Raw genomic sequence first — 21330 nt, forward strand, 5'->3', positions numbered from 1 at the left:
ATGGGCAAAGTTATCTGTGCAGGCCTCGGCCCCGGCGATCCGGACCTGATGAGTGTTAAGTCGCACCGCGCCATCACCGGCGCGCGCCACATCGCCTATTTCCGCAAAGCAGGCCGCAGGGGTCAGGCCCGCACCATCGTCGAACATCTGCTGCCAGACACGGTGCAGGAACATGCGATGGAATATCCGGTAACAACGGAGATCCATTTCTCCGATCCCGAATACAATCGCCTGCTGTCGGACTTCTACGATCAATGGGCCGACCGTCTGGAAGAGATCGCCCGGACCGACGACGTCGTTGTCCTCTGCGAAGGCGATCCCTTCCTTTACGGCTCCTTCATGCATCTGCACAGCCGCCTTCAGGCCCGCGCCGAGGTGGACATCATCCCCGGCATCACCGGCATGTCCGGCTGCTGGACTGCCACCGATCAGCCGATCACCTGGGGCGATGACGTGTTGACCGTCGCCATGGCCACGCTCAGCGAGGATGAGCTGACCGAGCGCGCACGCGGAACCGACGCGCTGGTGGTGATGAAGATCGGCCGCAACCTGCCCAAACTGCGCCGCGCGCTGCAGGCGGCGGGCAAGCTCGACGATGCTTGGCTGGTGGAACGCGGCACCATGCCGACACAGAGCGTGCAAAAGCTGACCGAAGTAGTTGGCGAGGTGCCTTATTTCTCGATCGTGCTGGTGCATGGACAGGGACGTCGACCATGACGCAAGTGACAGAAAGCGGATGGCTGGTCGTCGCGGGCCTAGGTCCCGGCGAAGAGGCGCTGGTGACCCAAGAGGTGCGCGATGCCATCGACGCTGCAACAGATTTAGTCGGCTATATCCCTTACGTGAAACGCATCGCGCCGCGCGACGGGCTGGTGCTGCATGCCTCGGATAACCGGGTCGAGGTCGATCGCGCCACCCATGCGCTTGAGATGGCCGCTGCGGGACGCCGCGTTGTCGTTGTGTCCTCTGGCGATCCCGGTGTCTTTGCCATGGCCTCCGCCGTGTTCGAGTCGCTTGAGGCTGGGCCGAATGACTGGCTGGAGCTTGATATCCGTGTCTTGCCCGGCATTACCGCCATGCTAGCTGCCGCCGCCCAGATCGGTGCGCCGCTCGGGCACGATTTCGCGGCGATCAACCTTTCCGACAATCTGAAACCCTGGTCGCTGATCGAATCCCGCCTGCGGGCGGCGGGGGAAGCAGGCTTTGCCATGGCGTTCTACAATCCCCGTTCCAAGTCGCGCCCGCATCAGTTCGCCCGCGCACTGGAAATCCTGCGCGAGGCTTGCGGCGGTGAGACGCTGATCAGCTTTGCCCGGGACGTCACCAAGCCGACGCAGGAGATCACCACCGTCGCGCTGAAGGACGCACGGCCGGAAATGGCGGACATGCGCACCATGGTGATCGTTGGCAACCGCGACACGCGGGCCATCGGGCGGCACGTCTACACGCCCCGCTACGCAGAAGGTTCGGCACCGTGATCCGGGCGGCCAGACAACCACGCCATGACCGCAGGCACGGTTCCAAAGGTCAGGCGCTGCGGCACCTTCGGGCGGGCTATCATGATCACCGGCAGCCCCAAATCGCGCGCCGCCTGCAGCTTGGCTTCGGCACCAGAACCACCAGCGTTCTTGGAAACAATATGGGTAATACCATGGGCCTGCATCAGTGCTTGATCCCCCGCCACATCAAACGGGCCACGCGCAATTTCAACGGTCTTGTCCGGCAGGGGAATCGGGCCTTCGGGCGGGTCCACCAGCCTCAACAGATAGTGGTTTCCGGGTTTGCCAGCAAAGGCAGCGAGGTTCTGTTTGCCGATCGCCAGGAAGACTCGCGCCCCCACTTCCGGCAACGCCTCAACCGCCTCGGCCAAGTTCTCCACATGGCGCCAGTCGTCGCTCAACTGCGCCTGCCATGCGGGGCGCTCCAATGCACAAAGCGCCACATTCGCCCGTTCACAGGCATAGAGCGCATTGGCACTCATCTGCGCGGCAAAGGGGTGCGTTCCATCGATCACATGGGTGATCCCTTCGGCCTGAAGATAAGCCGCCAAGCCCTCGCCCCCGCCAAAGCCCCCGACGCGCAGTGGCAGCGGCTGGGTGACGGGACGCGCCGTGCGGCCCGCATAGGAGAACACCGCATCCATCCCGGCCTCGGCCAGTGCCTCGGCAAGGCGCGAGGCTTCGGTGGTGCCTCCCAGAAGCAGGATGCGCGTCATGTCTGATCCTCTTGTAAAACAATGGCTGACCATTGTCGGCCTCGGCGACGATGGACCGGCTGGGCTGGCGAATGCAAGCCGGAAGGCGCTGGACGAGGCCGAGGTGATTTTTGGCGGCCCCCGCCATCTGGATCTGGTGCAGGCAGGTAATCGCGGCCAGCCCTGGCCGGTTCCGTTTTCCATCGATCCGGTGCTTGCGGCGCGCGGTCAACGCGCCGTGGTGCTGGCCTCGGGCGATCCCTTCTGGCACGGCGCGGGTGGATCGCTGGTGGCGCACCTGCGCCCGGATGAATGGGTATCGCACCCTGCGCCCTCCTGTTTTGCACTGGCGGTAAATCAGCTTGGCTGGAAGCTGGAAGAGACGCTTTGCCTCGGTCTGCACGCAGCCCCCTTCGCGCGGCTGACGCCGGTTCTGGCCGCCGGAACCCGGATCATTTGCACCCTGCGCGCTGGCAATAGCCCCGCCGCGCTGGCCGAATGGCTGACCACGCAGGGCTTCGGGGCAACCACGCTGACGGTGATGGAGGCGCTGGGCGGGCCCCGCGCAAGAACGCGCCACGCGCGCGCAGATACCTTTGATCTGACCGGCATCGCCGCCCCCGTGGTGGCCGCGCTTCAGGTGGCAGGCAGCACGGGCTTGCCCTGCGCCAGCGGCTTGCCCGACGATCTGTTCCAAAGCGACGGGCAGATCACCAAACGCCCGATCCGCGCCATGACCCTTTCGGCACTCGCACCGCGAGCCGGAGAGTTGCTCTGGGATATCGGCGGCGGCTCAGGATCTGTCTCGGTGGAATGGTGCCTTGCCGCCCCCGGTACCCGCGCCATAACGTTTGAGGCGCGCGAAGACCGCATCGCCAATATCCGCGCCAATGCCGACAGGTTCGGCGTTGAACACCGACTGACCCCGGTTCCGGGCCGCGCACCGGATGTTCTGGACGGACAGGAAACACCCGATTGCGTCTTCATCGGCGGTGGCGGCTCCCAGGCGCTGCTGGATCACCTGTGGCAGGTGCTGCCCGCGCGCGCGCGGATCGTGGCCAATGGCGTGACGCTGGAGACCGAGGCCCTGCTGATGCAGGCACATGCCACACGCGGCGGGCATCTGATGAAGGTGGAATTGGCCGAGGCCGGACCGCTTGGCTCTATGCGCGGCTGGGAGCGCGCCCGCCCCGTCATCCAGTGGAGCGTCACGCGATGAAGGTCGCGGGTCTGGGATTTCGCAAAGCGGCGACCGTCGCCGACCTGCGCGCCGCCCTAGCGCTGACCGGGCATCAGCCCGATGCGCTCGCCTCACTCGCAGCAAAGGTGGAAAGCCCCGCCTTTCAAGCCCTTGCCGCCGAGTTGAACCTGCCGATGATCGCCCTCTCGGAAGAGGCGATTGCTGGCCTTGAAACGCCGACCATGTCGCCCCGTATCAAAACCCGGTTCGCAACCGGATCGCTGGCCGAAGCTGCTGCCCTCTGCGGCGCATGCCACGGCCGCCCCACAGCAACCGCCCGCCTTCTCGTTCCCCGCGTTGTCACCGCAGATGGCCTTGCCACTGCGGCCATTGCAGAAAGACTGACCTCATGACCGTTCACTTCATTGGCGCCGGCCCCGGCGCCGCCGACCTGATCACCCTGCGTGGCCGCGACCTGATCGCAGCCTGCCCCGTCTGCCTCTATGCCGGCTCGCTGGTGCCCGAGGCGCTGCTACAGCACTGCCCGGAGGGCGCGCGGATCGTCAACACGGCCTCCCTGTCGCTGGATGAGATTGTGGCCGAAATCGAGGCCGCACATGAGGCGGGGCAGGATGTGGCGCGGCTGCACTCCGGCGATCTGTCGGTCTGGTCCGCCATGGGCGAGCAACTGCGCCGTCTGCGCGATCTGGGTATTCCCTATGACGTAACCCCCGGCGTGCCCGCATTTGCCGCAGGCGCCGCTGCGCTTGGCGCCGAGCTGACCCTGCCGGGCGTTGCGCAATCGCTGGTGCTAACGCGCACCTCGGGGCGGGCCTCCTCGATGCCCGAAGGCGAAACGCTGGAGAATTTCGCCCGCACCGGTGCGACGCTGGCCATTCACTTGTCGGTGCATGTGCTGGACGATGTGGTGGCGCGGCTCTCTCCGGCCTATGGCGACGATTGCCCCGTCGCGGTGGTCTGGCGCGCCACATGGCCGGATCAGAAGATCATCAAGGCCACCCTAGGCACATTGATCGACGCCACCGAAGGCGCGCGCGGGCGCACCGCGCTGATCCTCTTGGGCCGTGCTCTTGGCGCCGAGCACTTCGACGAAAGCTGTCTTTACGCGCAGGACTATGACCGGCGTTACCGCCCGCAAAGCGCCGACAGCCAATGGGCGGATTGGAGCGAAGGCGATGACTGAAACGGGCAAGACCGGATCCTATCCGCCGGGTCTGATGATTTCGGCGCCCGCCTCGGGCACGGGCAAGACCACTGTGATGCTGGGCCTGTTGCGCGCACTGGCCGAGGATGGTCTTGCCGTGCAGCCCTTCAAAAGCGGACCGGATTATATCGATCCGGCCTTTCATCTGGCCGCTGCGGGGCAGGCCTCTTTTAACCTAGACACCTGGGCGATGGATGGCGGCCTTCTGGATGCCGTTGCGGGGCAGGCAAACGGCGCGCAGATCTGCATCGGGGAAGGCTCCATGGGGCTTTATGATGGCGTTGCCACGCGCGGCCAAAGCGGCTTTGGCTCTTCGGCGGAAACCGCAAAACGCATGGGCTGGCCTGTCATTCTGGTCGTGGATGTAGGCGGTCAGGCGCAATCGGCAGCAGCCACCGCGCTGGGGTTTCGCGCCTATGATCCTGACCTGCCCTTTGCCGGTGTGATCCTGAACCGTGTTGCCAGCCCGCGCCACGAAAGGCTGACCCGTCTGGGAATGGAGCACGCAGGCATTCCCGTGCTTGGCTCCCTGCCCCGTCGTGGCGACCTGACCCTGCCCGAACGCCACCTTGGCCTCATTCAGGCGGTCGAACACCCGGATCTGGAAGCCGCGATCGCGGGCTATGCCGCCTTCCTGCGCGAGAACGTGGATCTGGAGGCGATCAAATCCGCCGCCCGTGCCGGAGCTGCGCCCGCCTCAGCCCCCCTGCCGAAACCGCCTGCGCAGCGCATCGCACTGGCGCGGGATGCGGCGTTTTCCTTCACCTACCCGCATCTTCTGGAAGGCTGGCGGGCAGCAGGGGCCGAGATCGTTCCCTTCTCTCCGCTGGCGGATGAGACCCCGGACCCGGATGCCGATCTGGTCTGGCTGCCGGGGGGCTACCCCGAGCTGCACGGCGGCAGGCTGGCCGCTGCCGGGACCTTCCGCGCCGCCCTGCGCAAACACGCCGAAACCCGGCCGGTCCATGGCGAATGCGGCGGCTACATGGCACTGGGCGAGGCTCTGATCGACAAGGACGGCAACCGTCACCGCATGGCCGGGCTGCTGGGGCTCGTCACCTCTTATGAAAAGCGAAAAATCCACCTTGGCTACCGCCGCGCCGTTCTGGAGGCGCCGATGCCGGGCTTTGCCGCAGGCGGTGCCTTGCGCGGGCATGAGTTCCACTATTCGACCATACTGGACGAGCCCGATGCCCCACTGGCCCGGGTGATGGACGCGGATGGCAACCCGGTGCCGGAAACCGGATCGGTGCGGGGGCATGTGACCGGCACCTTCTTCCACCTGATTACCGGAGAGCAATCATGAGCGGTTTTGTCAGTTTCGTCTCCTCCGGCCCCGGTGACCCTGAGCTGTTGACCGTCAAGGCGGTGAAACGGCTGGAGGCGGCGGATGCGGTGCTGTTCGACGATCTGTCCTCGGGGCCGATCCTGACCCATGCCCGCACGGACGCCGATCTCGTCGGAGTGGGCAAACGTGCAGGGCGCCCCTCACCCCGGCAGGACCACGTCAGCCAGCTCTTGGTCGAATACGCCGCGACCGGAGCGCATGTGGTGCGGCTGAAATCCGGCGATTCCGGCGTCTTTGGCCGTCTGGAAGAGGAAATCACCGCGCTGCGGCAGGCAGGCATCGGGTTCGAGATCGTGCCCGGTGTCACGGCCGCCTCGGCAGCGGCGGCGGCGGCCAATATCCCGCTGACCCGGCGGCTGACCGCGCGACGACTGCAGTTCATCACCGGCCATGACGTGACCGGCGGCCTGCCCGAAAGGCTGAATATGGCCGCCCTCGCCGATCCCGAAGCCACGACCGTTGTCTACATGGGGAAACGCACCTTTGCAGCGCTCGCCGAACGGTTGCTGGTAGCCGGGCTGCCACCCGAGACGCACGCGCTGATCGCGCTGGGTGTTTCGACCCCGGATCAGTCGCTGTCCTGCCACACGGTGGGGGAACTCCCCGAGGTTCTGCGCGCGATGGAGACCAAGGCACCGGTACTGATCCTCTATGGTCCCCTGGCCGATGAGGACCTGCCCCGCTGATCGCCCATATGCCGCAATTGAAACACGGATGACGCGCCAGACACGTTGACAGCTTTGTAAGCGCTGTGTCATCTCTGAAAGACCAAAGGTTCCGACGGGTCCAAGACCCAAGGATGAAAAGGGAACACGGTGAGGTGTAGCCATCAGGCGCCAAATCCGTGACTGCCCCCGCAACTGTGAGCGGAGAGCCACCGGGCATAGCCACTGGTCCCTATCAGGACTGGGAAGGCCCCGGACCGGCATCGACCCGCGAGTCAGGAGACCTGCCGTTGGAAGACGTGGCCAGGATGGCCCAACCATAACCTATGTAATGCCGCCGGGTGAGGCGGCAAGGAGACAGAACATGCATATCGAACCCGGAATCGTAAACGGCGTCAAAATCGCCCTGTCCTATGCCACCGCCGCTGGCGCCATGGGCTTTGCTGCGAAAAAGACGATGGAAGATCTGGCCGCCTCCGGCATCGCATCCTTTGCGGCGCGTTCGGCCATTGCGACTGTCGGCGTCTTCACCTTCTTCGAAGTGCTGCCGCATTTCCCTGTGGGCGTTTCCGAGGTTCACTTCATCCTCGGCTCGACCCTGTTCCTGCTGCTGGGCGCTGCACCTGCTGCCTTCGGTCTGGCGATGGGACTTCTGATCCAGGGCGTGTTCTTTGCCCCGATCGATCTGCCGCAGTATTTCATCAACCTGACCACGCTCCTGGTGCCGCTGTTCGCGATGAAGGAACTGGCCAAGCGGATCATCGCTCCGAACACTGCCTATGTTGATCTGAAGTATTCTCAGGCGCTGGCGCTGTCGACCGCCTATCAGGCAGGCGTTGTCGGCTGGGTCGCTTTCTGGGCCTTCTACGGTCAGGGCATCGGCGCCGAAACCATGGCCTCGGTCTTTACCTTTGGTGCAGCTTACATGACCGTCATCCTGATCGAGCCGCTCGCCGATCTGGCCGTTCTGGCCGCCGCCAAAAGCCTGCGCGGACTTGAGCGCAGCGGTCTGGTCACGCCCCGCCTTTATGCGGCTGCGTAAGCCTCTCGCCGACATCTGAAGTGTCACATAGCGCGGCCCCGTTTCGGGGCCGTGTTTCTTTTCCAAAGGCGCCTGACATGATTGATCTCACCCTTGTTGGCATTGGCACCGGCAATCCCCAGCATCTGACCCTGCAGGCGGTCGAAGCCCTGAACGGGCTGGAGCTAATCCTCATCCCCAACAAGGGCGCCGGTAAGGACGACCTTGCCGGGCTGCGCCGGGACATCTGCAAACGGGTGATCAAATCGCCGGGGCCTGCGATCGTCGAATTCGACCTGCCGCAGCGCGATCCCGCGACACCAAGCTACCGACAGAGAGTGGACGACTGGCACGATGCCATTGCCGAGGTCTGGCAAAAGACCATCGACCAACACCTGCCCCGGGACGGCAAGGTCGGCTTTCTGGTCTGGGGCGATCCATCCCTTTACGACAGCACCATGCGCATTGCCGCGCGGCTTCAGGCCCGTACCGAGGTTTCCCTGCGCGTCATTCCCGGCATCACCTCGATTCAGGCGCTGACGGCGAGCCATGCCATCCCCCTCAACGAAATCGGTGATCCCGTCACCATCACCACCGGCCGCCAACTGCGCGAGGCGGGCTGGCCGGAGAGTGCCGACACGCTGGTCATCATGCTGGACGGCGACTGCAGTTTTCAGTCCATCGACCCCGAAGGTGTTCAGATCTGGTGGGCGGCTTATGCCGGGATGGAGAATGAAATCTCCATTTCCGGCGCGCTGCGCGAAACCGCGGATGAGATCATTGATATGCGCGCGAAGGCGCGCGCGGAGCATGGCTGGATCATGGATATCTACATCCTGCGCCGCCCCGCGCGGGCCTGATCGCCTGCCCTAACCCAGCGCGCTGACGATACCCTCGCAGGCTTGCACGGCATCCAGACCAAAGGCCGGGATCAGATAGTCGGGCCAGCTCGACAGCTTTACGATCACAACATCAGCGCTGCGATCGACGAAGATCAGCTGACCGAACACACCCCGGGCCATGAACACGCCGCGCCCGGGATCGTGCACCCACCAGAACCGCCGATAGGCGCCTTGCGGTGACAGCACGTCATAGGGTGCGCCGAATTTTGAGGGGTCCGCGCCCGCGCAAATGCCATCAATCCAAGCTTCGGGTACGATCTGGTGACCGTGGGCCCGGCCACCATTCAGCACCATATGTCCGAACCGGGCATAGTCCCGCAGACTCGCGTTGAACCCCCCATCGGCCAGCGCCGTGCCCGCATCATCGACGGTAAAGAACCCATCCTGTTCGCAGCCAAGCCTGCGCCAGATCCGGTCGGACAGCAGTGCAGACAGATCCGTACCGCTGACCCGTTCCAGCGCCCAGGCGATGACATCGGTTTCAATCGACCGATAGGAAAAGCTGAGCCCATGCGCCCGCTCCTGCGGCAGGGAGAGGATCACGTCGCGTATGGTCGGCTTGATCTCCCCGTCCCGCACCGGGCGCCAGCCCGAGGCGATATCGACCCGGGTCATGTCGCTGCCCGGCAGCCCGTAGTCCTCGGAGAACCGCGCACCGGACAGCATGTCCAGCGCCTGATCCACCGTGCAGCCTGCGTAGCCGGTGCCCGCCAATTCCGGCACGATCTCCTCCAGCGGGGCGGCCAGATCCAGCAGCCCCTCACCATGCAGGATCCCGGCGAGGATGCCGATCACGGATTTGGACACCGACTGCCCCAGATGCGCCGCCTCGGCGTGAAAATCATTGGCGTAGAACTCGGTGACGATGGCGCCGCCTTTCAGCACCAGAAACCCGTCGGTGTAGCTTTGCCACAGCCAATCGCCGACCGACTGGCGGGTGCCTTCGCTGGTGGCGAAACAGACCTCTGACAGATCCTGCAGGGCCGTTTGGAGCGGCGCAGCCGCGCCGGGTCCGCTGCGCACATCCGCCGTGGGAAACAGGCGCCGCATGTTCTGAAAGGACCAGCGGTTGAAGGGCGCCAGATCCCAGTTTTCCAGCGCCGGCCGTTTTTCCGGCGGCGGTGGGAATCCCTGCATGATGCCGATTTCCCGCGCCGATTTCGGCTTCAGACTGTCTGCTGTCCGGTGCATTGGGCACGCTCCCGCATGGCAGCCCAGCGCCTGGACTGCGGTCAAAAATTCCGGTGATGGCCCTGCGGGCCACCACCCTTCTGTTTGGCTGAGTTACTGCTTCAGGCGGGTCCAGACCTTGTTGTACATCGCCACGACATCCTGATCGCAGGGTTTGACGAAGTCCGGCACCGGGGCGCCTTCAGGCATCACGATCTCCGGCGCCTCCAGCATTTCGGCGTCCATGAACTCTTCGGACCCGATGACGCCGTTGGCATAGCGGGCAAAGTTGGAGGTCATCGCCGCGTTTTCAGGCTCCATCATGAAGTTCACGAACAGCTTGGCGTTCTCCATGTTGGGGGCATCCGCCAGCACCGCGACGTTATCCATCCAGCCGGTGAAACCTTCCTTGGGATAGGCGTATTTCAGCGTCGGGCGGTCGGCGCGGGCGCGCATCGCGGCGCCATTCCAGCTTTGCGACAGGTCGACATCCTTCGAGGTCAGCTTCTCGATCACCGCGTAATCCATGGTGCGCCAGTCTTCCTTGGCCTTGAGCAGCAGCGCCAGCAGCTCTTTCATCTGGGCCGGGTCGGAATTGCAGCGCGGGTAATCAAGATAGCGCAGCCCGGCATTGATCACATCGTTCATGTCGTTGAGCATGTTGATGCGGCCCTTCAGCTCTTCGGGCGGGTTGAACACGATCTCAAGCGTGTCGATGTCGCCGCCGTAAACCGCGCTGTCGACAGTAAAGCTGGTGGTGCCCCACTGATACGGCACCGAGTATTTGCGGCCCGGATCCCAGTAGACATCGACCCAGTTGGGATCGAGGTTCTTGAAGTTCTCCATCTCGGCGGCGTTGATCTCGGCCAGCAGACCTTCACCGATCATGATGGCGACCATATAGTCGCCCGGCACCACGATGTCGTACCCGCTGCCGCCTTCCTTGACCTTGGCCAGCATGGTCTCATTGCTGTCATAGCCATCCAGCGTGACGTCAATGTCATACTGCTTTTCGAATTTCTCGATCATCTCGGGGTTGGTGTAGTTACCCCAGTTGTAGATGTTCAGCGTGCCTTCGGCCTGGGCTGCAGCCGCACTGAGGGCGATGACGGAGGTGAGCCCCGCCTTAAGGATCGTCAGTTTCATGGATCTTCCTCTTGTTGGTTGGTGGGTCCCGTCTGGTGCGGGCTTCTGGTTATTTTCGTTTGCGTTGCAGGGCGAAGGTCAGCGCGACCATGGCCACGGTCAGCAGGATCAGAATGGTGGAGACCGCGTTGACCTCGGGCGTCACGCCGCGCCGGATCTGGCCCAGGATGTAGATCGGCAGGGTGGTTTCCCCGGGACCGGCGATCAGCAGTGTGATGATCACGTCATCCAGCGAGACCACGAAGGCCAACATTGCGCCCGCCAGAATGCCCGGCATCAGCAGCGGCAGGGTGACATGGCGGAAGGTCTGCCAGGGCGTTGCATAAAGATCGGCGGCGGCGGTCTCGAACGTTTCCGACATATCGGCAAGGCGAGCGCGCACCGGGATAAAGGCAAAGGGAATACAGAACACCGTATGCGCCAGGATGAGCCAGCCCAGCCCGGTGATCCCTGTCAACTGTCGCAGGATCGAAAAGAACGACAGGGTGGCAATGGCGGTGACGATTTCCGGGATCATCAGCGGCTGATTGATCAGGGCAATCGCTGCCGCGCGCCCGCGATAATTCCCGCCCCGCGTTGTCGCCAACGCCGCCATTGTCGCGATGACGGTAGAGATGACTGTGGCAGTCAGAGCTACCCGGATCGAAATCCAGGCCGCGTTGCGGATGTCGTCATTCTCCAACGCCTTGGCGTACCACTTGAGGCTCGCCTCGGTCCAGACGACGACCGAGCGGTTGTCGTTGAAAGAGAACAGGATCAGCACGGCGATCGGCGCATAAAGCAGCAGTAGAACCAGCCATGAAAGCGCCGTGAACAGGGGCTGACGCCGCAACTCACGCGTCTCGCTGTTGCGCCACAGCATGCCAAGCCTCTTGCGGAGCAGATCAGCCATGGGCCTTCTCCTTCTCGGCGCCTGCCCGGAGCGATACCAGAAGCGCGATCAGCACTACCGACATCAGGATCAGCGCCGCCGCCGAGCCGAAGGGCCAGTTGCGCCCAGATCCGAACTGCATGGCAATCAGGTTGCCGATCATCAGCTTCTTGCCGCCGCCCAACAGCTCGGGCGTGATATAGGCGCCCAGCGCGGGGATCAGCACCAGCGCGCATCCGGCCACAATACCCGGGCGGCTGATCGGAATAACGATATGGCGGAACACCTGCACACGAGAGGCATAAAGATCGTGCCCCGCCTCCAGCAGGGAAAAGTCGAACTTTTCCAGCGAGGCATAGATCGGCAGGATCATGAAGGGCAGATAGCTATAGACCAGCCCGGCCAAGACCGCCCCATCGGTATAAAGCATCTCGATGGGCGCGCTGATCAGCCCCAGTTTCATCAGCGCAAGGTTCAAAAACCCTTCGTCGCGCACGATTAACAGCATGGAATAGGTGCGGATCAGCAGGTTGGTCCAGAACGGCAGGGTAATGGCAAAAAGCCAGAGATTGCGCTGTTCCGGCGGGCGGGCCGCGATGAAATAAGCCACCGGAAAACCAAGGATCAGAGTGCCGATCATCGCGCATAGCGCCAGCCCGAAAGAGCGGCCAAAGATCTGGAGATAGGCGCTGTTGAAACTCAGCGTGTCATCAAAGATGTCCCGCTCGAACAGGAACTGCACATAGGCATCGGTCGAGAACACCCATTCGACGCCGCCATAGGTACCCGGCTCCAGAAAGGAATAGACCAGCGAGATTGACAGGGGCGCCAGACCAAACACACCGATGATCACGAGCGCCGGCAAGAGCAGGAACAACCGGATCCGCCGGACTGTCCGGCTGCGGGCCGCGACGGCCTGCAGCAAATTCTGCGCCGTGGGCGAAGTCTGTTGCATCCCCTGCCCCATCAGTCTGCCAGCACATGCAGCATGGAGGTCTCCGGGATCAGCCCGATCTCGCTGCCCGCCGGGCTGGGCTCTGCCACCTGCACCTGAATCTCGGTGCCGTTCTGAAGCCGCACCCGCATTTGCGAACCGGCTCCGAAATAACTGCTGTCGAGCACGGTTCCGCGCAGCACAGCCGCCGCATTGGACGCCGCGCAAACGGTAAGGGTTTCGGGGCGCAGCGCCACATAGACTACCCCAGGAGGCAAGCCGTCGCTGGCCGCATTGGCAAGTACAGGCTCCCCGCCGAAAAAACTGATCCGCGCCTGCGCCCCGTCATAGCCAAGGAGGTCCGCCGCCACGATATTGGTGTCGCCGATGAAATCCGCGACGAACCGGCTTTGCGGCGCGGTGTAGATCTGCTGCGGGGTGCCCACCTGCTGCACGCGGCCTGCGGACATGACCGCGATCTGATCGGACATCGCCAGCGCTTCGCCCTGATCATGGGTGACAAAGACAAAGGTGATGCCGGTTTCGCTTTGCAGGCGTTTCAGCTCGCTTTGCATGCCCTTGCGCAACTTTAGATCCAGCGCCGACAGCGGCTCATCCAGCAGCAGCACCTTGGGACGCGGCGCGAGCGCGCGCGCCAGCGCCACCCGCTGCTGCTGCCCGCCAGACAGCTGATCAACGCGGCGCGATGCGAATTCATCCATCTGCACCAGATTCAGCATATCATCGATGGCGGCGGCGATTTCCGCCTTCGGGCGGTTCAGCATTTCCAACCCGAACCCGATATTGCGGGCCACAGTCATATGCGGAAACAAGGCGTAATTCTGGAACACGGTGTTCACCGGACGCTTGTGCGGCGGCAGATGGCCGATCTCCTGCCCATCCAGTGCGATCGCGCCCTCGCTGGGCAGCTCAAACCCGGCAATCAGCCGCAGCAGCGTGGTCTTGCCGCAGCCCGACGGCCCCAGCAGGGTGAAAAAGCTGCCCTCTGGCACATCCAGCGACACGGTTTCAAGCGCCGTCACAGCAGAGGCGCCGATGCCGAACCGTTTTGTCACTTCTTTCACGTTGATCATAATCTGTTCCGGCACGTTCCTGTTGGCAGTCTGTCCGGTCAGACTAAAGCCCCAAGGGCAATGGGGAAATACCTCCAGGAGGGGGTGTCGGCCCTACCCCCAAAGGGGTAGCCACACGTCAGGTCACCGATTGCAGAAAGATCGAAAACAAAGCCGATTGCGAGGAAATCCCCAATTTTCGGTAGATGTTCTTGCGGTGCACCTTCACCGTTGCGGGTGAAAGATCCAGCAGCAACGCAATCGACTGGCTGGAATGCCCGCGCAGCAGATGCTGTACGATCTCGATTTCGCGGCAGGTCAATCCTTCGCAGACCTGCTCGATCATGCTCTCAAGGCTGACGCTGCCGCCCGCCGCCTCGTCGCTGCTCTGCGGACGCCGGTGAAAATGCTGCTCGCACAAGGCGGAGATCACCGGATGTATATTGCGCAGCCGTGCCAGATCCCGCTTGGAAAACCGCATCTCCCCCGTCAGCCGCCCGAGGGACAGAAACAGGGTGCTCTCCGGCAGGGTGACAAACACTGCCATCTCGTCTTTCAATCGCACGGATCGGTAATAGATGCTGAAATAATCGGTCTGGGAAAACCGGTCCGGCGCCACATGATCCAGCACCATGACCGGATCATATTTGCCGCTGATATAACTCACCACAAAGGGATCCAGCAGCCAGGCCCGGTCCAGCCAGCGGTCCACCACGATCGAGCGCCGCTCCTGCCGCACATTGTCATAAATATGCTCGGGCAGCCTGCTGGGGCTGAGCCGACTGACAAAGGCCCCGCGAAACGGCGTTGCTGTGCGCATGAAATCCAACAACGCGGGCAGGAAATCCGGCGTTCCGATGGACCGGATCGCGCTGGCAAGTTCATCGGACGTGGCTGCGGATTGGGTCATCTCAACCGATCTGGCTCTTTGTGGCAGGTTTATCCGGGCAGCGTTTTACAGCCACTCCCAGCGTAGTCTGCCCTGTTATAGGGCGCCCCGTCCACACTGACGATGAGACCTTCGGCCACTGCACCGGGCGCAGCCAGTGCGGTGCCGGGAATGCGCGCATAAAAACAGATCGATGCCGCGTTCCGGCGCACTTCCGTGCGCAATGCGGTCCCAAAAACGCTTGTACATGCGTGAAAATCTGCATACGAAACATGGTGTTGAAACGCGCTGTTTGAGGTTGGTCTGGGGGTCGCTCTGTTCAGGCCCCAAAAGCCCGCTTCACACTCGGCGCCGGATGCGGGCGTGATGGAATGGTAGACATATCAGACTTAAAATCTGAAGGGCGTATGCCCGTGTGGGTTCGAGTCCCACCGCCCGCACCATTTGACTTTCGGAGGTAGACAGAAAACGTAACTTCTTGAACGGCATGGTGGTTATGCAGTTCGAAGTCCGATTTCGCGTGATACACTGATGGGGTCTGTAAAGGCCATTCGCAATGCCATTCTCTTGAGTTCGCAAAAACCTTTTTCCAAAATCTTCCAAAGGCTTGCCAATAAATCCATGGAAGGTTTGAACATTTCGTCGAATTCCACCTCTGGAGCAGCTTGATGGGCAAGCTTCTCTTCCAAGGTGGCGGTTTCAGACAGCACCGGTCGCGCTGTTCTGTACCATGGCCCAGGAAGGTCTCTCCTTCCGCGATGTCTTTCGCCAATATCACCTTGGCACATTGTGATGCCGCCGTGAGGCGGCATCCATGCCATCAACAAAGCCGCTGAACAGCCCGGACATCCAGAACCGCTACATCCCCCGCCCGGATAGGCATCCGGGCGGGGACCATGGGTGTCTTGCCCTGTCAGAGTATAAAATCGCCTTCGTCCAGCGAATGCCCGCGAAGGCCGAGGAGCGTAATCTCCGTGTCATCGAGGTCAATCTCGGTACGGAAACCCCGCTCGCTGATGGCACCTTCGATCTCATCGAAGCTTTCGAAGCCATACGCGCTGAGGTCGATCTTGTCCTTGCCTGAGCGGAAACCAACAATCAGGTCGTGACCGTCGTTCTCTGCGAAGACGAAGGTGTCCGCTCCCCGGCCGCCAAAGAGATAATCATTGCCCTTTCCTCCGTCGATCAGGTCATTCCCCCGGCCGCCCTTTATGAAGTCGCTGCCAGCTTCGCCCTTCAACGTATCGTTGCCGCTGCCACCGAAAACCTTATCGCGCTGCGCACCCGCCAACACCAGATCGTCACCCGCCCCGGCAAAAACGACGTCCTTGCCGCCCTTTGCATCGATCAGGTCATTGTCCCGCCCCGTGCGCAAAAAATCGCGTCCATCATCAGCAATCACGAAGTCAACGTCGTTCGCCCCATCAGTTGGCAACAGGTCGACAGGCAGAAGAACGCCGTCTAGGACGTGAACGACACCGTTAGAAGCCTGAAGATCGGTCGAGATCAGGTTGGGGTTCGAAAGATCCGGATCGGCATCGACAAGACTGAGGCCGTCGAGCGTAAGTGTCCCGCCTTGCAGCGTCTCCACCTCTCCAGTGGCAATCACCTGGCTAGCTTGCAGGCTCTGGCCCGCTACGTGGTAGGTCAGAACGGTGGACAACAGCTCGATGGGGTCATTGCCTTCGTTCAGCAGGCGCAACGCATCGACCAAATGGCCGAAAGCGCCTGCTTCGTCACTTCCCTCATACCCGAGGGTCTGGGACAGACCGACAAACGCCGAGTCGGTCGGCGCGAACACTGTGAAATCCTGTGTGTCATCGTCCAGAACCCCTGCAAGATCGGCGGCAATCACGGAATCGCGCAGAATGTCGAAGTCTGCGCCGTTGCCGTCAAAGCCCTCCGCACCACTCGTTTCGAGCACGAGACCGGTAACGGTCGGGGCATCATTGTCGGGCAAATCAATAGGCAAGAGCACCCTGTCGATCACATGCACCACGCCATTGTCCGCCATGATGTCCGTCGCAATCAGCGAGGGATCAATCAGATCCGGTTCGTTGTCGCCCAGCGTCGGCAATTCGGAGGCATCGATAATGCCGCCCTGCAACGTCGTCACGGATCCGGCCGCTGCAATATCACCGGAGGACTGTGTCCCAACCGAAACATGGTAGGTCACCACGGCCTCAAGCGTGTCCGCACCCAGCGTGGTAAGGAATTCAGTCACCGCGAGGGTGTCGGCCGCATCCCCTGCGAAGCCAAGATCTGTGGCCAGTTGACCAAAGGCCGCATTCGTCGGCGCGAACACGGTGAGGTCTGCAGCCGCGTTGTTGAGGGTGTCGATATAGGCAGTCCCTTTCTCAGCATCGATGAACTCGATCACTGAGACAAGAATGCTGAAGGTCGTATCGCTTGATGCGATTCCTGCAATGGTGGTCATGGTCTCTCTCTCCCATTTACTCAGACGCACAGAAGGCCAGCATGCCTCCTGTCAGCCCTAGAGCTCGTTATCGCTAACTTCGGCGGGAGCGCCTCTTCGATCTCGCTTATGACGCCTTTCCAGTCCTGATGTCGGCGGTGGTGACACTCGCAGTCTGCAAGGCCACGCCCCCTCGGCTCCGAGCACTCTTGGGCGACTTCGGTCAAGGCGGTAGCCATTGCGGTGATAGTGCCACGAGATAAGCAGTTTCGGCAAAACGTGTCCGCTTTGGTTATGCACCCTTGGTTACGGCCACTCTCGGTGAGCGGATCAATTCGATCAACAAAACGTGATCATCAAACGTAGCCGACGATCTGGCAGCACGTCGAAGCTTCGATCTGAGAATCATCCTATTGGCATTGCGCCTTACGGAATTTCTGCAAACAAGGCGCCATGCGTTTCCTGCCCATCTGAGCACTGACCGCTTTCCGCTCCTTGCCGCCGCTCACACACGGCCAGACTAAATTGTCGCCTATATGGCTGTTCCTCTGGATCAATGTCATGGATAAGCCTCAGATTGGTTCAAAGCGGATATCTAGGCGTCGAAACAACAAGAGGCGTGGCCGCCTGATCAGACGCACCAAGGGCGACACGAACACGAAACTGCACGCAGTTTGCGGCAGCAAAAGACGCCCACTGAACCTGTTCGTGACAGCGTGCCGGGCTCATCAAATTTGGATTGGCGTCTTGGTGATCGCGGGCACAACGCCGATTGATTCAGAGAAGCGTTGCAAGATAATGGGATCCGCACCTGCCCCCTAGGCAAGAAGCAACAACAGACTACAGCAAGATACGAAAAGCACCGCGACAAACAGCGCAACCACATAGAGATCACGTTCGGAAGACTGAAGGACTGGCGGCGTGTCACAAATAACTATGACCGTTGCCCGAATGTCTTTTTCTCGCCAATCGCCCTGGCCGCAACCGTCACATACTTCTGCAACTCAATGCATCCTGAACCCCGTCCAATCGGCTCAATCAGTGGCTGTCAGCGGGACGCTCGACACGCACCGATCACGATGTCTCCCCCTTGACACTCCTTGCGCACGTCTATGCTTCGGTTTGCACCCACATATCCTTACCCGGACATCCCACTCAAATAGATTGCGACAGGAATATGTCAGATATGTGTCAAATTTATGACTAAATGATTGACTCATTCTGGGAAGTCTGTCACCGTTTAGAAACTGTGACTAATTCTACGGAGGATTGCGGGGCTCACTAATTTGCTTGAGCCTTTCCGTATAATAATAATACAGGCGCAATCCCGTAAATCGAAGAAACTATCTCGGCCCTTCTTTTGCCGAGCGTTTACGGTGAATTAAAAAGTACAATAAGAGATTACGGATCAATCTTCGGATCCGACTGCAATCACTCCAAATCTAAAATGCATGCGACACTTCGCGTATCGCGGGAACGCCTTTATTTGGCGTTGAACGCTTTTAGTTGGCGTTGGAAGTACAATTCCTCGCCAAGGGGAGATGTATTATGTTTCGCGTACCCAAAGACAAGAACTATTTCAGCTATTCGAATACGAGTTATGCCCCCGCCGTAGGCACCAATCCTATCGGAAAACTCGGTCGAACGACGCCGACCCATCTCTATGCGCTGTGGGGCAAAAGGTGCTTCGACATCGTCGGCGCTTTCCTGCTCCTGCCACTAGCTCTGCCCCTCATCCTGATTCTGGCGGCCTTCGTCGCCATCGATGGAAGCAAGCCGATCTACTCACACCGCCGCGTCGGCAAGAATGGCCGCGCCTTCCCATGCTTCAAAATTCGCACAATGGTCGCTGACTCGGAGGCCCGCCTTAAGAAGCTTTTGCGCGAAGATCCGGCAGCAGCAGCCGAATGGAACAGGGATTTCAAACTGCGCAAAGACCCGCGGATCACGCGCTTGGGCCGGATATTGCGGAAGACGAGCCTCGACGAGCTGCCGCAGATCTGGAACGTCATTCGCGGGGATATGAGCCTCGTCGGGCCACGCCCTGTGACCAAGGATGAACTGCCGCTCTACCGGCATGTCATCGACAGCTACATGAGCGTACGTCCCGGCATGACTGGCTTGTGGCAGATTTCGGGTCGGAACGATATCAGCTACGAAGAACGGGTCGAACTCGACCATCTCTATTCTAAAAACCTGTCGCTTCTTGAGGATCTCAGGATCCTGTTCATGACCTTGCCGGCGGCTCTCCGGATGACGGGGGCCTGACCTTGAAAACGCTTAAGACACACAAGAGCGGGGCGATGGAATGAAGATCGTCCATATCCTTACCCGCCTTCTTCGCGCCGGATCCGAGGAAAACACGCTGCTGACAGCCGCCCGCCATGTCGCGGCCGGGCATGAGGTGATCCTTATGCATGGCCGTGACGTCCTGCCCGAATTCGCACGGGCGCTTGCCCCGGGAGCGGAGCTTGTAGCGGTACCCAACCTGGTACGAAATCTCAGCCCGGTTCAGGACCCGGCCGCTTTCCTCGAAATCCGTCGTCTGCTGAGGGAAATCCAGCCCGACGTGGTGCATACGCATCAGTCAAAGGCCGGCATCATCGGCCGGTTCGCCGCAACATCGGCCGGTGTTCCGCTTGTCGTGCATGGCGTTCATATCCTGCCATTTCTCGGCGTCGGACCAGCCCAAAAGGCCGTCTATCTCGGGCTCGAACGGGCCACGGCGCGGATGACCGATGGCTTTATCCATGTCAGCGAGGGGATGCGGCGCGCCTGCCAAGACCACAAAGTCGGCGCAAGCCGACAGCACTTTGTCGTCCCCTCCGGATTCGAGCTCTCGCGGTTTCGGCAGGCCGTGCCACCAGAGGGCTGGCGCGATCTTCTCGGACTCGGCTCAGACGCCCCTCGCCCGGTCGTCATCGCCATGCTTGCCGTGCTTGAACCGCGCAAACGGCACCTCGAACTCCTGCGGGAAATCGCAATTTTTCTCAAACAGTTACCGGAGCTGCACCTCGTCTTTGCAGGGGATGGGCATCTTCGGTCAGCGATTGAGGACACGATCAGGGACCTCGACCTTGAAACCCAGGTCACGCTGCTTGGATACCGCACCGATCCCGAACGGATCATCGCCATGGCCGATCTCTGCATCCACACCGCCGAGCGCGAAGGATTGCCGCGAACGGTGCTGCAAACCCTGACAGTGGGGCGGCCGGTTGTCCTGTTCGATCTGCCCGGCATCGAAGAGATCATTACCCATGGCGTGAACGGTTTCATTGTCCCCCAGGAAGACTGGGAGGGTTTCCGTGAAAGGCTCGGACAGCTTGTCTCGTCTCCCGAGCGGCGGGCGGCGATGGCTGCCGAAGCCCGCGCCACGCCGCTGGACCGTTGGGATGCGGATTTCATGGCGAGGCGGACGCTTGAAATTTACGAAGAGCTGCTGCCGCGCAGCCTGCTCAGGGAGGCCCCGGCATGAACCAGTTGCCTCACTCGCAGCGATCAAGGATTGCCACCGCGCCGGGACACGGGCTGATGCGCGGGCTGAAGATCGAGTTTTTCGGCCTGCCCGGGTCGGGAAAGACGACTGTTGCGCGCGAAGTTCACGCGGCACTGGCACGCATACACCCTGACCTGATCTTCGCCCCCGATTTTTTCAGGGACGAAGCAGGCAAAACAACCCGTGCGGCCGCGAAGCTGCGTTTGATCCTATCCAACCTTGGTCATGACGGCGGCAGCCGCAACGCGGTAAGACAGACTCTGGCGATCCAGCAGCCGCATTTGCGAGACAAGCTCCGCGCCGTCTCCACTGTTGCCACGATCATGGCGTTCTATGCTCGGCTCGAACGCCACGGCATGAGCGCGGTCCTCGACCAGGGGTTGCTGCAAGCGCTCTGGTCGGTCCAACTGCGCGCCCTGAATGGCGACCCCCAGTCGCTGATGGGTGACGGGTTATCTAGTGCGGTCACCAACAGCCGGATCTACGTATCGGTCGCAACCCCAGCAACGATTTGCGCCGACCGCCTTGCTGCCCGGCACTCCAAGCATTCGCGGCTGCAAGTCCGAGACGCCACCGACGCCGAACGCACGTGGGAGAGAGCGGAATTCCTGCGCCGGTCTCTTCTCAACACCCTAAAGGCAGTCGGCCACGCGCGCGGCATCTCGCCCCGGATCATCACCGTCGACGGCACCGCAAGGCCAGACGAGACAGCGCACCAGATCGTGACGCAATTGCTGGCAGACGGGACCCGACGGGTGCCACGTCGGCGCATGGAAGAAAGGGGGCTGCATGCATAACAA

General features: G+C 61.6%; 21 protein-coding genes, 1 tRNA gene, 1 pseudogene and 1 riboswitch. Of the genes and pseudogenes, 14 read left to right on the forward strand and 9 right to left on the reverse strand.

Translation table 11 applies throughout. The annotated features are described in order from the left end of the window. Positions 1-717, forward strand: coding sequence for a precorrin-2 C(20)-methyltransferase (cobI, locus tag SM763_RS15305; protein WP_368999059.1), 717 nt, complete (start codon positions 1-3; stop codon positions 715-717). After that, a complete protein-coding gene (cobJ, locus tag SM763_RS15310) occupies positions 714-1478 on the forward strand; it encodes a precorrin-3B C(17)-methyltransferase (RefSeq protein ID WP_368999060.1) in 765 nt (254 codons plus the stop codon). The genes cobI and cobJ overlap by 4 nt, the downstream gene beginning before the upstream one ends. On the opposite strand, the gene SM763_RS15315 is transcribed toward cobJ, so the two are convergent. Next, positions 1454-2215: a cobalt-precorrin-6A reductase gene (locus tag SM763_RS15315; RefSeq protein ID WP_368999061.1), complete on the reverse strand. Its 762-nt coding sequence runs from the start codon at positions 2213-2215 to the stop codon at positions 1454-1456. The two genes, cobJ and SM763_RS15315, sit on opposite strands and share 25 nt — an antisense overlap. On the opposite strand from SM763_RS15315, the gene cbiE reads away from it, so the two are divergent. The 7 genes from cbiE (at position 2214) to cobF (ending at position 8493) form a co-directional block, all read left to right on the forward strand. After that, positions 2214-3413 (forward strand): precorrin-6y C5,15-methyltransferase (decarboxylating) subunit CbiE, encoded by a 1200-nt coding sequence (gene cbiE / locus SM763_RS15320; protein ID WP_368999062.1) that lies wholly within the window; start codon positions 2214-2216, stop codon positions 3411-3413. The two genes, SM763_RS15315 and cbiE, sit on opposite strands and share 2 nt — an antisense overlap. Continuing rightward, a complete protein-coding gene (locus SM763_RS15325; RefSeq protein ID WP_368999063.1) occupies positions 3410-3787 on the forward strand; it encodes a cobalamin biosynthesis protein in 378 nt (125 codons plus the stop codon). The genes cbiE and SM763_RS15325 overlap by 4 nt, the downstream gene beginning before the upstream one ends. Beyond that, entirely contained in the window at positions 3784-4578 is a 795-nt protein-coding gene (gene cobM, locus SM763_RS15330) for a precorrin-4 C(11)-methyltransferase (RefSeq protein ID WP_368999064.1), read from the forward strand. Before SM763_RS15325 ends, cobM begins: the two co-directional genes overlap by 4 nt. Further along, entirely contained in the window at positions 4571-5905 is a 1335-nt protein-coding gene (locus tag SM763_RS15335; RefSeq protein WP_368999065.1) for a cobyrinic acid a,c-diamide synthase CobB, read from the forward strand. Before cobM ends, SM763_RS15335 begins: the two co-directional genes overlap by 8 nt. Further along, positions 5902-6633: a uroporphyrinogen-III C-methyltransferase gene (gene cobA, locus SM763_RS15340; protein WP_368999066.1), complete on the forward strand. Its 732-nt coding sequence runs from the start codon at positions 5902-5904 to the stop codon at positions 6631-6633. The genes SM763_RS15335 and cobA overlap by 4 nt, the downstream gene beginning before the upstream one ends. A 69-nt stretch (positions 6634-6702) precedes the next feature. Then, positions 6703-6918, forward strand: a riboswitch (cobalamin riboswitch). Between the two features lie 58 nt (positions 6919-6976). After that, positions 6977-7654, forward strand: coding sequence for an energy-coupling factor ABC transporter permease (locus SM763_RS15345; RefSeq protein WP_065271157.1), 678 nt, complete (start codon positions 6977-6979; stop codon positions 7652-7654). 77 nt (positions 7655-7731) lie between these two features. Further along, the gene (gene cobF / locus SM763_RS15350; protein ID WP_368999067.1) at positions 7732-8493 is read left to right on the forward strand and encodes a precorrin-6A synthase (deacetylating); all 762 of its coding nucleotides are present in this window, start codon (positions 7732-7734) and stop codon (positions 8491-8493) included. Between the two features lie 9 nt (positions 8494-8502). Here the strand turns inward: cobF and SM763_RS15355 are convergent, their stop codons facing one another. The 6 genes from SM763_RS15355 to SM763_RS15380 all read right to left on the reverse strand — a co-directional run bounded on the left by SM763_RS15355 (position 8503) and on the right by SM763_RS15380 (position 14639). After that, entirely contained in the window at positions 8503-9726 is a 1224-nt protein-coding gene (locus SM763_RS15355) for a serine hydrolase domain-containing protein (protein ID WP_368999068.1), read from the reverse strand. 93 nt (positions 9727-9819) lie between these two features. Next, on the reverse strand, positions 9820-10851 hold the full coding sequence (locus tag SM763_RS15360; protein WP_368999069.1) for an extracellular solute-binding protein: 1032 nt from the start codon (positions 10849-10851) through the stop codon (positions 9820-9822). 49 nt (positions 10852-10900) lie between these two features. Continuing rightward, a complete protein-coding gene (locus SM763_RS15365) occupies positions 10901-11713 on the reverse strand; it encodes an ABC transporter permease (RefSeq protein WP_368999109.1) in 813 nt (270 codons plus the stop codon). Between the two features lie 22 nt (positions 11714-11735). After that, on the reverse strand, positions 11736-12677 hold the full coding sequence (locus SM763_RS15370; protein ID WP_368999070.1) for an ABC transporter permease: 942 nt from the start codon (positions 12675-12677) through the stop codon (positions 11736-11738). 11 nt (positions 12678-12688) lie between these two features. Next, positions 12689-13750: an ABC transporter ATP-binding protein gene (locus SM763_RS15375; RefSeq protein WP_368999071.1), complete on the reverse strand. Its 1062-nt coding sequence runs from the start codon at positions 13748-13750 to the stop codon at positions 12689-12691. A gap of 118 nt (positions 13751-13868) precedes the next feature. Continuing rightward, a complete protein-coding gene (locus SM763_RS15380; protein ID WP_368999072.1) occupies positions 13869-14639 on the reverse strand; it encodes a helix-turn-helix transcriptional regulator in 771 nt (256 codons plus the stop codon). Between the two features lie 336 nt (positions 14640-14975). Between SM763_RS15380 and SM763_RS15385 the strand changes: the two genes are divergently transcribed. Beyond that, positions 14976-15061 (forward strand) — tRNA-Leu (locus SM763_RS15385). 51 nt (positions 15062-15112) lie between these two features. Here SM763_RS15385 and SM763_RS15390 read toward each other — a convergent pair. Both SM763_RS15390 and SM763_RS15395 read right to left on the reverse strand, forming a co-directional pair. After that, positions 15113-15439: a hypothetical protein gene (locus SM763_RS15390; RefSeq protein WP_368999073.1), complete on the reverse strand. Its 327-nt coding sequence runs from the start codon at positions 15437-15439 to the stop codon at positions 15113-15115. 92 nt (positions 15440-15531) lie between these two features. Continuing rightward, positions 15532-17055, reverse strand: a complete 1524-nt coding sequence (locus SM763_RS15395; protein ID WP_368999074.1) for a fasciclin domain-containing protein — start codon at positions 17053-17055, stop codon at positions 15532-15534. A gap of 597 nt (positions 17056-17652) precedes the next feature. Between SM763_RS15395 and SM763_RS15400 the strand changes: the two are divergent. From SM763_RS15400 to SM763_RS15415, 4 genes and pseudogenes are all read left to right on the forward strand, one after another. Then, positions 17653-18032: pseudogene (locus tag SM763_RS15400) on the forward strand (transposase); the annotation flags it as partial. Positions 18033-18582: 550 nt separating this feature from the next. Then, positions 18583-19302, forward strand: coding sequence for a sugar transferase (locus SM763_RS15405; RefSeq protein WP_368999075.1), 720 nt, complete (start codon positions 18583-18585; stop codon positions 19300-19302). 40 nt (positions 19303-19342) lie between these two features. Then, entirely contained in the window at positions 19343-20509 is a 1167-nt protein-coding gene (locus SM763_RS15410; protein WP_368999076.1) for a glycosyltransferase, read from the forward strand. Beyond that, complete coding sequence (locus tag SM763_RS15415) at positions 20506-21327, forward strand: AAA family ATPase (RefSeq protein ID WP_368999077.1); 822 nt, start codon at positions 20506-20508, stop codon at positions 21325-21327. The genes SM763_RS15410 and SM763_RS15415 overlap by 4 nt, the downstream gene beginning before the upstream one ends. Positions 21328-21330: the final 3 nt, after the last annotated feature.

Origin of the sequence: Pseudophaeobacter sp. C1-32P7 (genome assembly GCF_041008775.1) — a bacterium.
GTDB lineage: Bacteria > Pseudomonadota > Alphaproteobacteria > Rhodobacterales > Rhodobacteraceae > Phycobacter > Phycobacter gallaeciensis_A.

What these genes read in the sequence shown, in the direction of transcription:
- cobI (WP_368999059.1), top strand. Translation starts at nt 1, where the DNA reads ATGGGCAAAGTTATCTGTGCAGGCCTCGGCCCCGGCGATCCGGACCTG.
- cobJ (WP_368999060.1), top strand. Translation starts at nt 714, where the DNA reads ATGACGCAAGTGACAGAAAGCGGATGGCTGGTCGTCGCGGGCCTAGGT.
- cbiE (WP_368999062.1), top strand. Translation starts at nt 2,214, where the DNA reads ATGTCTGATCCTCTTGTAAAACAATGGCTGACCATTGTCGGCCTCGGC.
- SM763_RS15315 (WP_368999061.1), bottom strand. Translation starts at nt 2,215, where the DNA reads ATGACGCGCATCCTGCTTCTGGGAGGCACCACCGAAGCCTCGCGCCTT.
- SM763_RS15325 (WP_368999063.1), top strand. Translation starts at nt 3,410, where the DNA reads ATGAAGGTCGCGGGTCTGGGATTTCGCAAAGCGGCGACCGTCGCCGAC.
- cobM (WP_368999064.1), top strand. Translation starts at nt 3,784, where the DNA reads ATGACCGTTCACTTCATTGGCGCCGGCCCCGGCGCCGCCGACCTGATC.
- SM763_RS15335 (WP_368999065.1), top strand. Translation starts at nt 4,571, where the DNA reads ATGACTGAAACGGGCAAGACCGGATCCTATCCGCCGGGTCTGATGATT.
- cobA (WP_368999066.1), top strand. Translation starts at nt 5,902, where the DNA reads ATGAGCGGTTTTGTCAGTTTCGTCTCCTCCGGCCCCGGTGACCCTGAG.
- SM763_RS15345 (WP_065271157.1), top strand. Translation starts at nt 6,977, where the DNA reads ATGCATATCGAACCCGGAATCGTAAACGGCGTCAAAATCGCCCTGTCC.
- cobF (WP_368999067.1), top strand. Translation starts at nt 7,732, where the DNA reads ATGATTGATCTCACCCTTGTTGGCATTGGCACCGGCAATCCCCAGCAT.
- SM763_RS15355 (WP_368999068.1), bottom strand. Translation starts at nt 9,726, where the DNA reads ATGCACCGGACAGCAGACAGTCTGAAGCCGAAATCGGCGCGGGAAATC.
- SM763_RS15360 (WP_368999069.1), bottom strand. Translation starts at nt 10,851, where the DNA reads ATGAAACTGACGATCCTTAAGGCGGGGCTCACCTCCGTCATCGCCCTC.
- SM763_RS15365 (WP_368999109.1), bottom strand. Translation starts at nt 11,713, where the DNA reads ATGCTGTGGCGCAACAGCGAGACGCGTGAGTTGCGGCGTCAGCCCCTG.
- SM763_RS15370 (WP_368999070.1), bottom strand. Translation starts at nt 12,677, where the DNA reads ATGCAACAGACTTCGCCCACGGCGCAGAATTTGCTGCAGGCCGTCGCG.
- SM763_RS15375 (WP_368999071.1), bottom strand. Translation starts at nt 13,750, where the DNA reads ATGATCAACGTGAAAGAAGTGACAAAACGGTTCGGCATCGGCGCCTCT.
- SM763_RS15380 (WP_368999072.1), bottom strand. Translation starts at nt 14,639, where the DNA reads ATGACCCAATCCGCAGCCACGTCCGATGAACTTGCCAGCGCGATCCGG.
- SM763_RS15390 (WP_368999073.1), bottom strand. Translation starts at nt 15,439, where the DNA reads ATGGCATGGATGCCGCCTCACGGCGGCATCACAATGTGCCAAGGTGAT.
- SM763_RS15395 (WP_368999074.1), bottom strand. Translation starts at nt 17,055, where the DNA reads ATGACCACCATTGCAGGAATCGCATCAAGCGATACGACCTTCAGCATT.
- SM763_RS15405 (WP_368999075.1), top strand. Translation starts at nt 18,583, where the DNA reads ATGTTTCGCGTACCCAAAGACAAGAACTATTTCAGCTATTCGAATACG.
- SM763_RS15410 (WP_368999076.1), top strand. Translation starts at nt 19,343, where the DNA reads ATGAAGATCGTCCATATCCTTACCCGCCTTCTTCGCGCCGGATCCGAG.
- SM763_RS15415 (WP_368999077.1), top strand. Translation starts at nt 20,506, where the DNA reads ATGAACCAGTTGCCTCACTCGCAGCGATCAAGGATTGCCACCGCGCCG.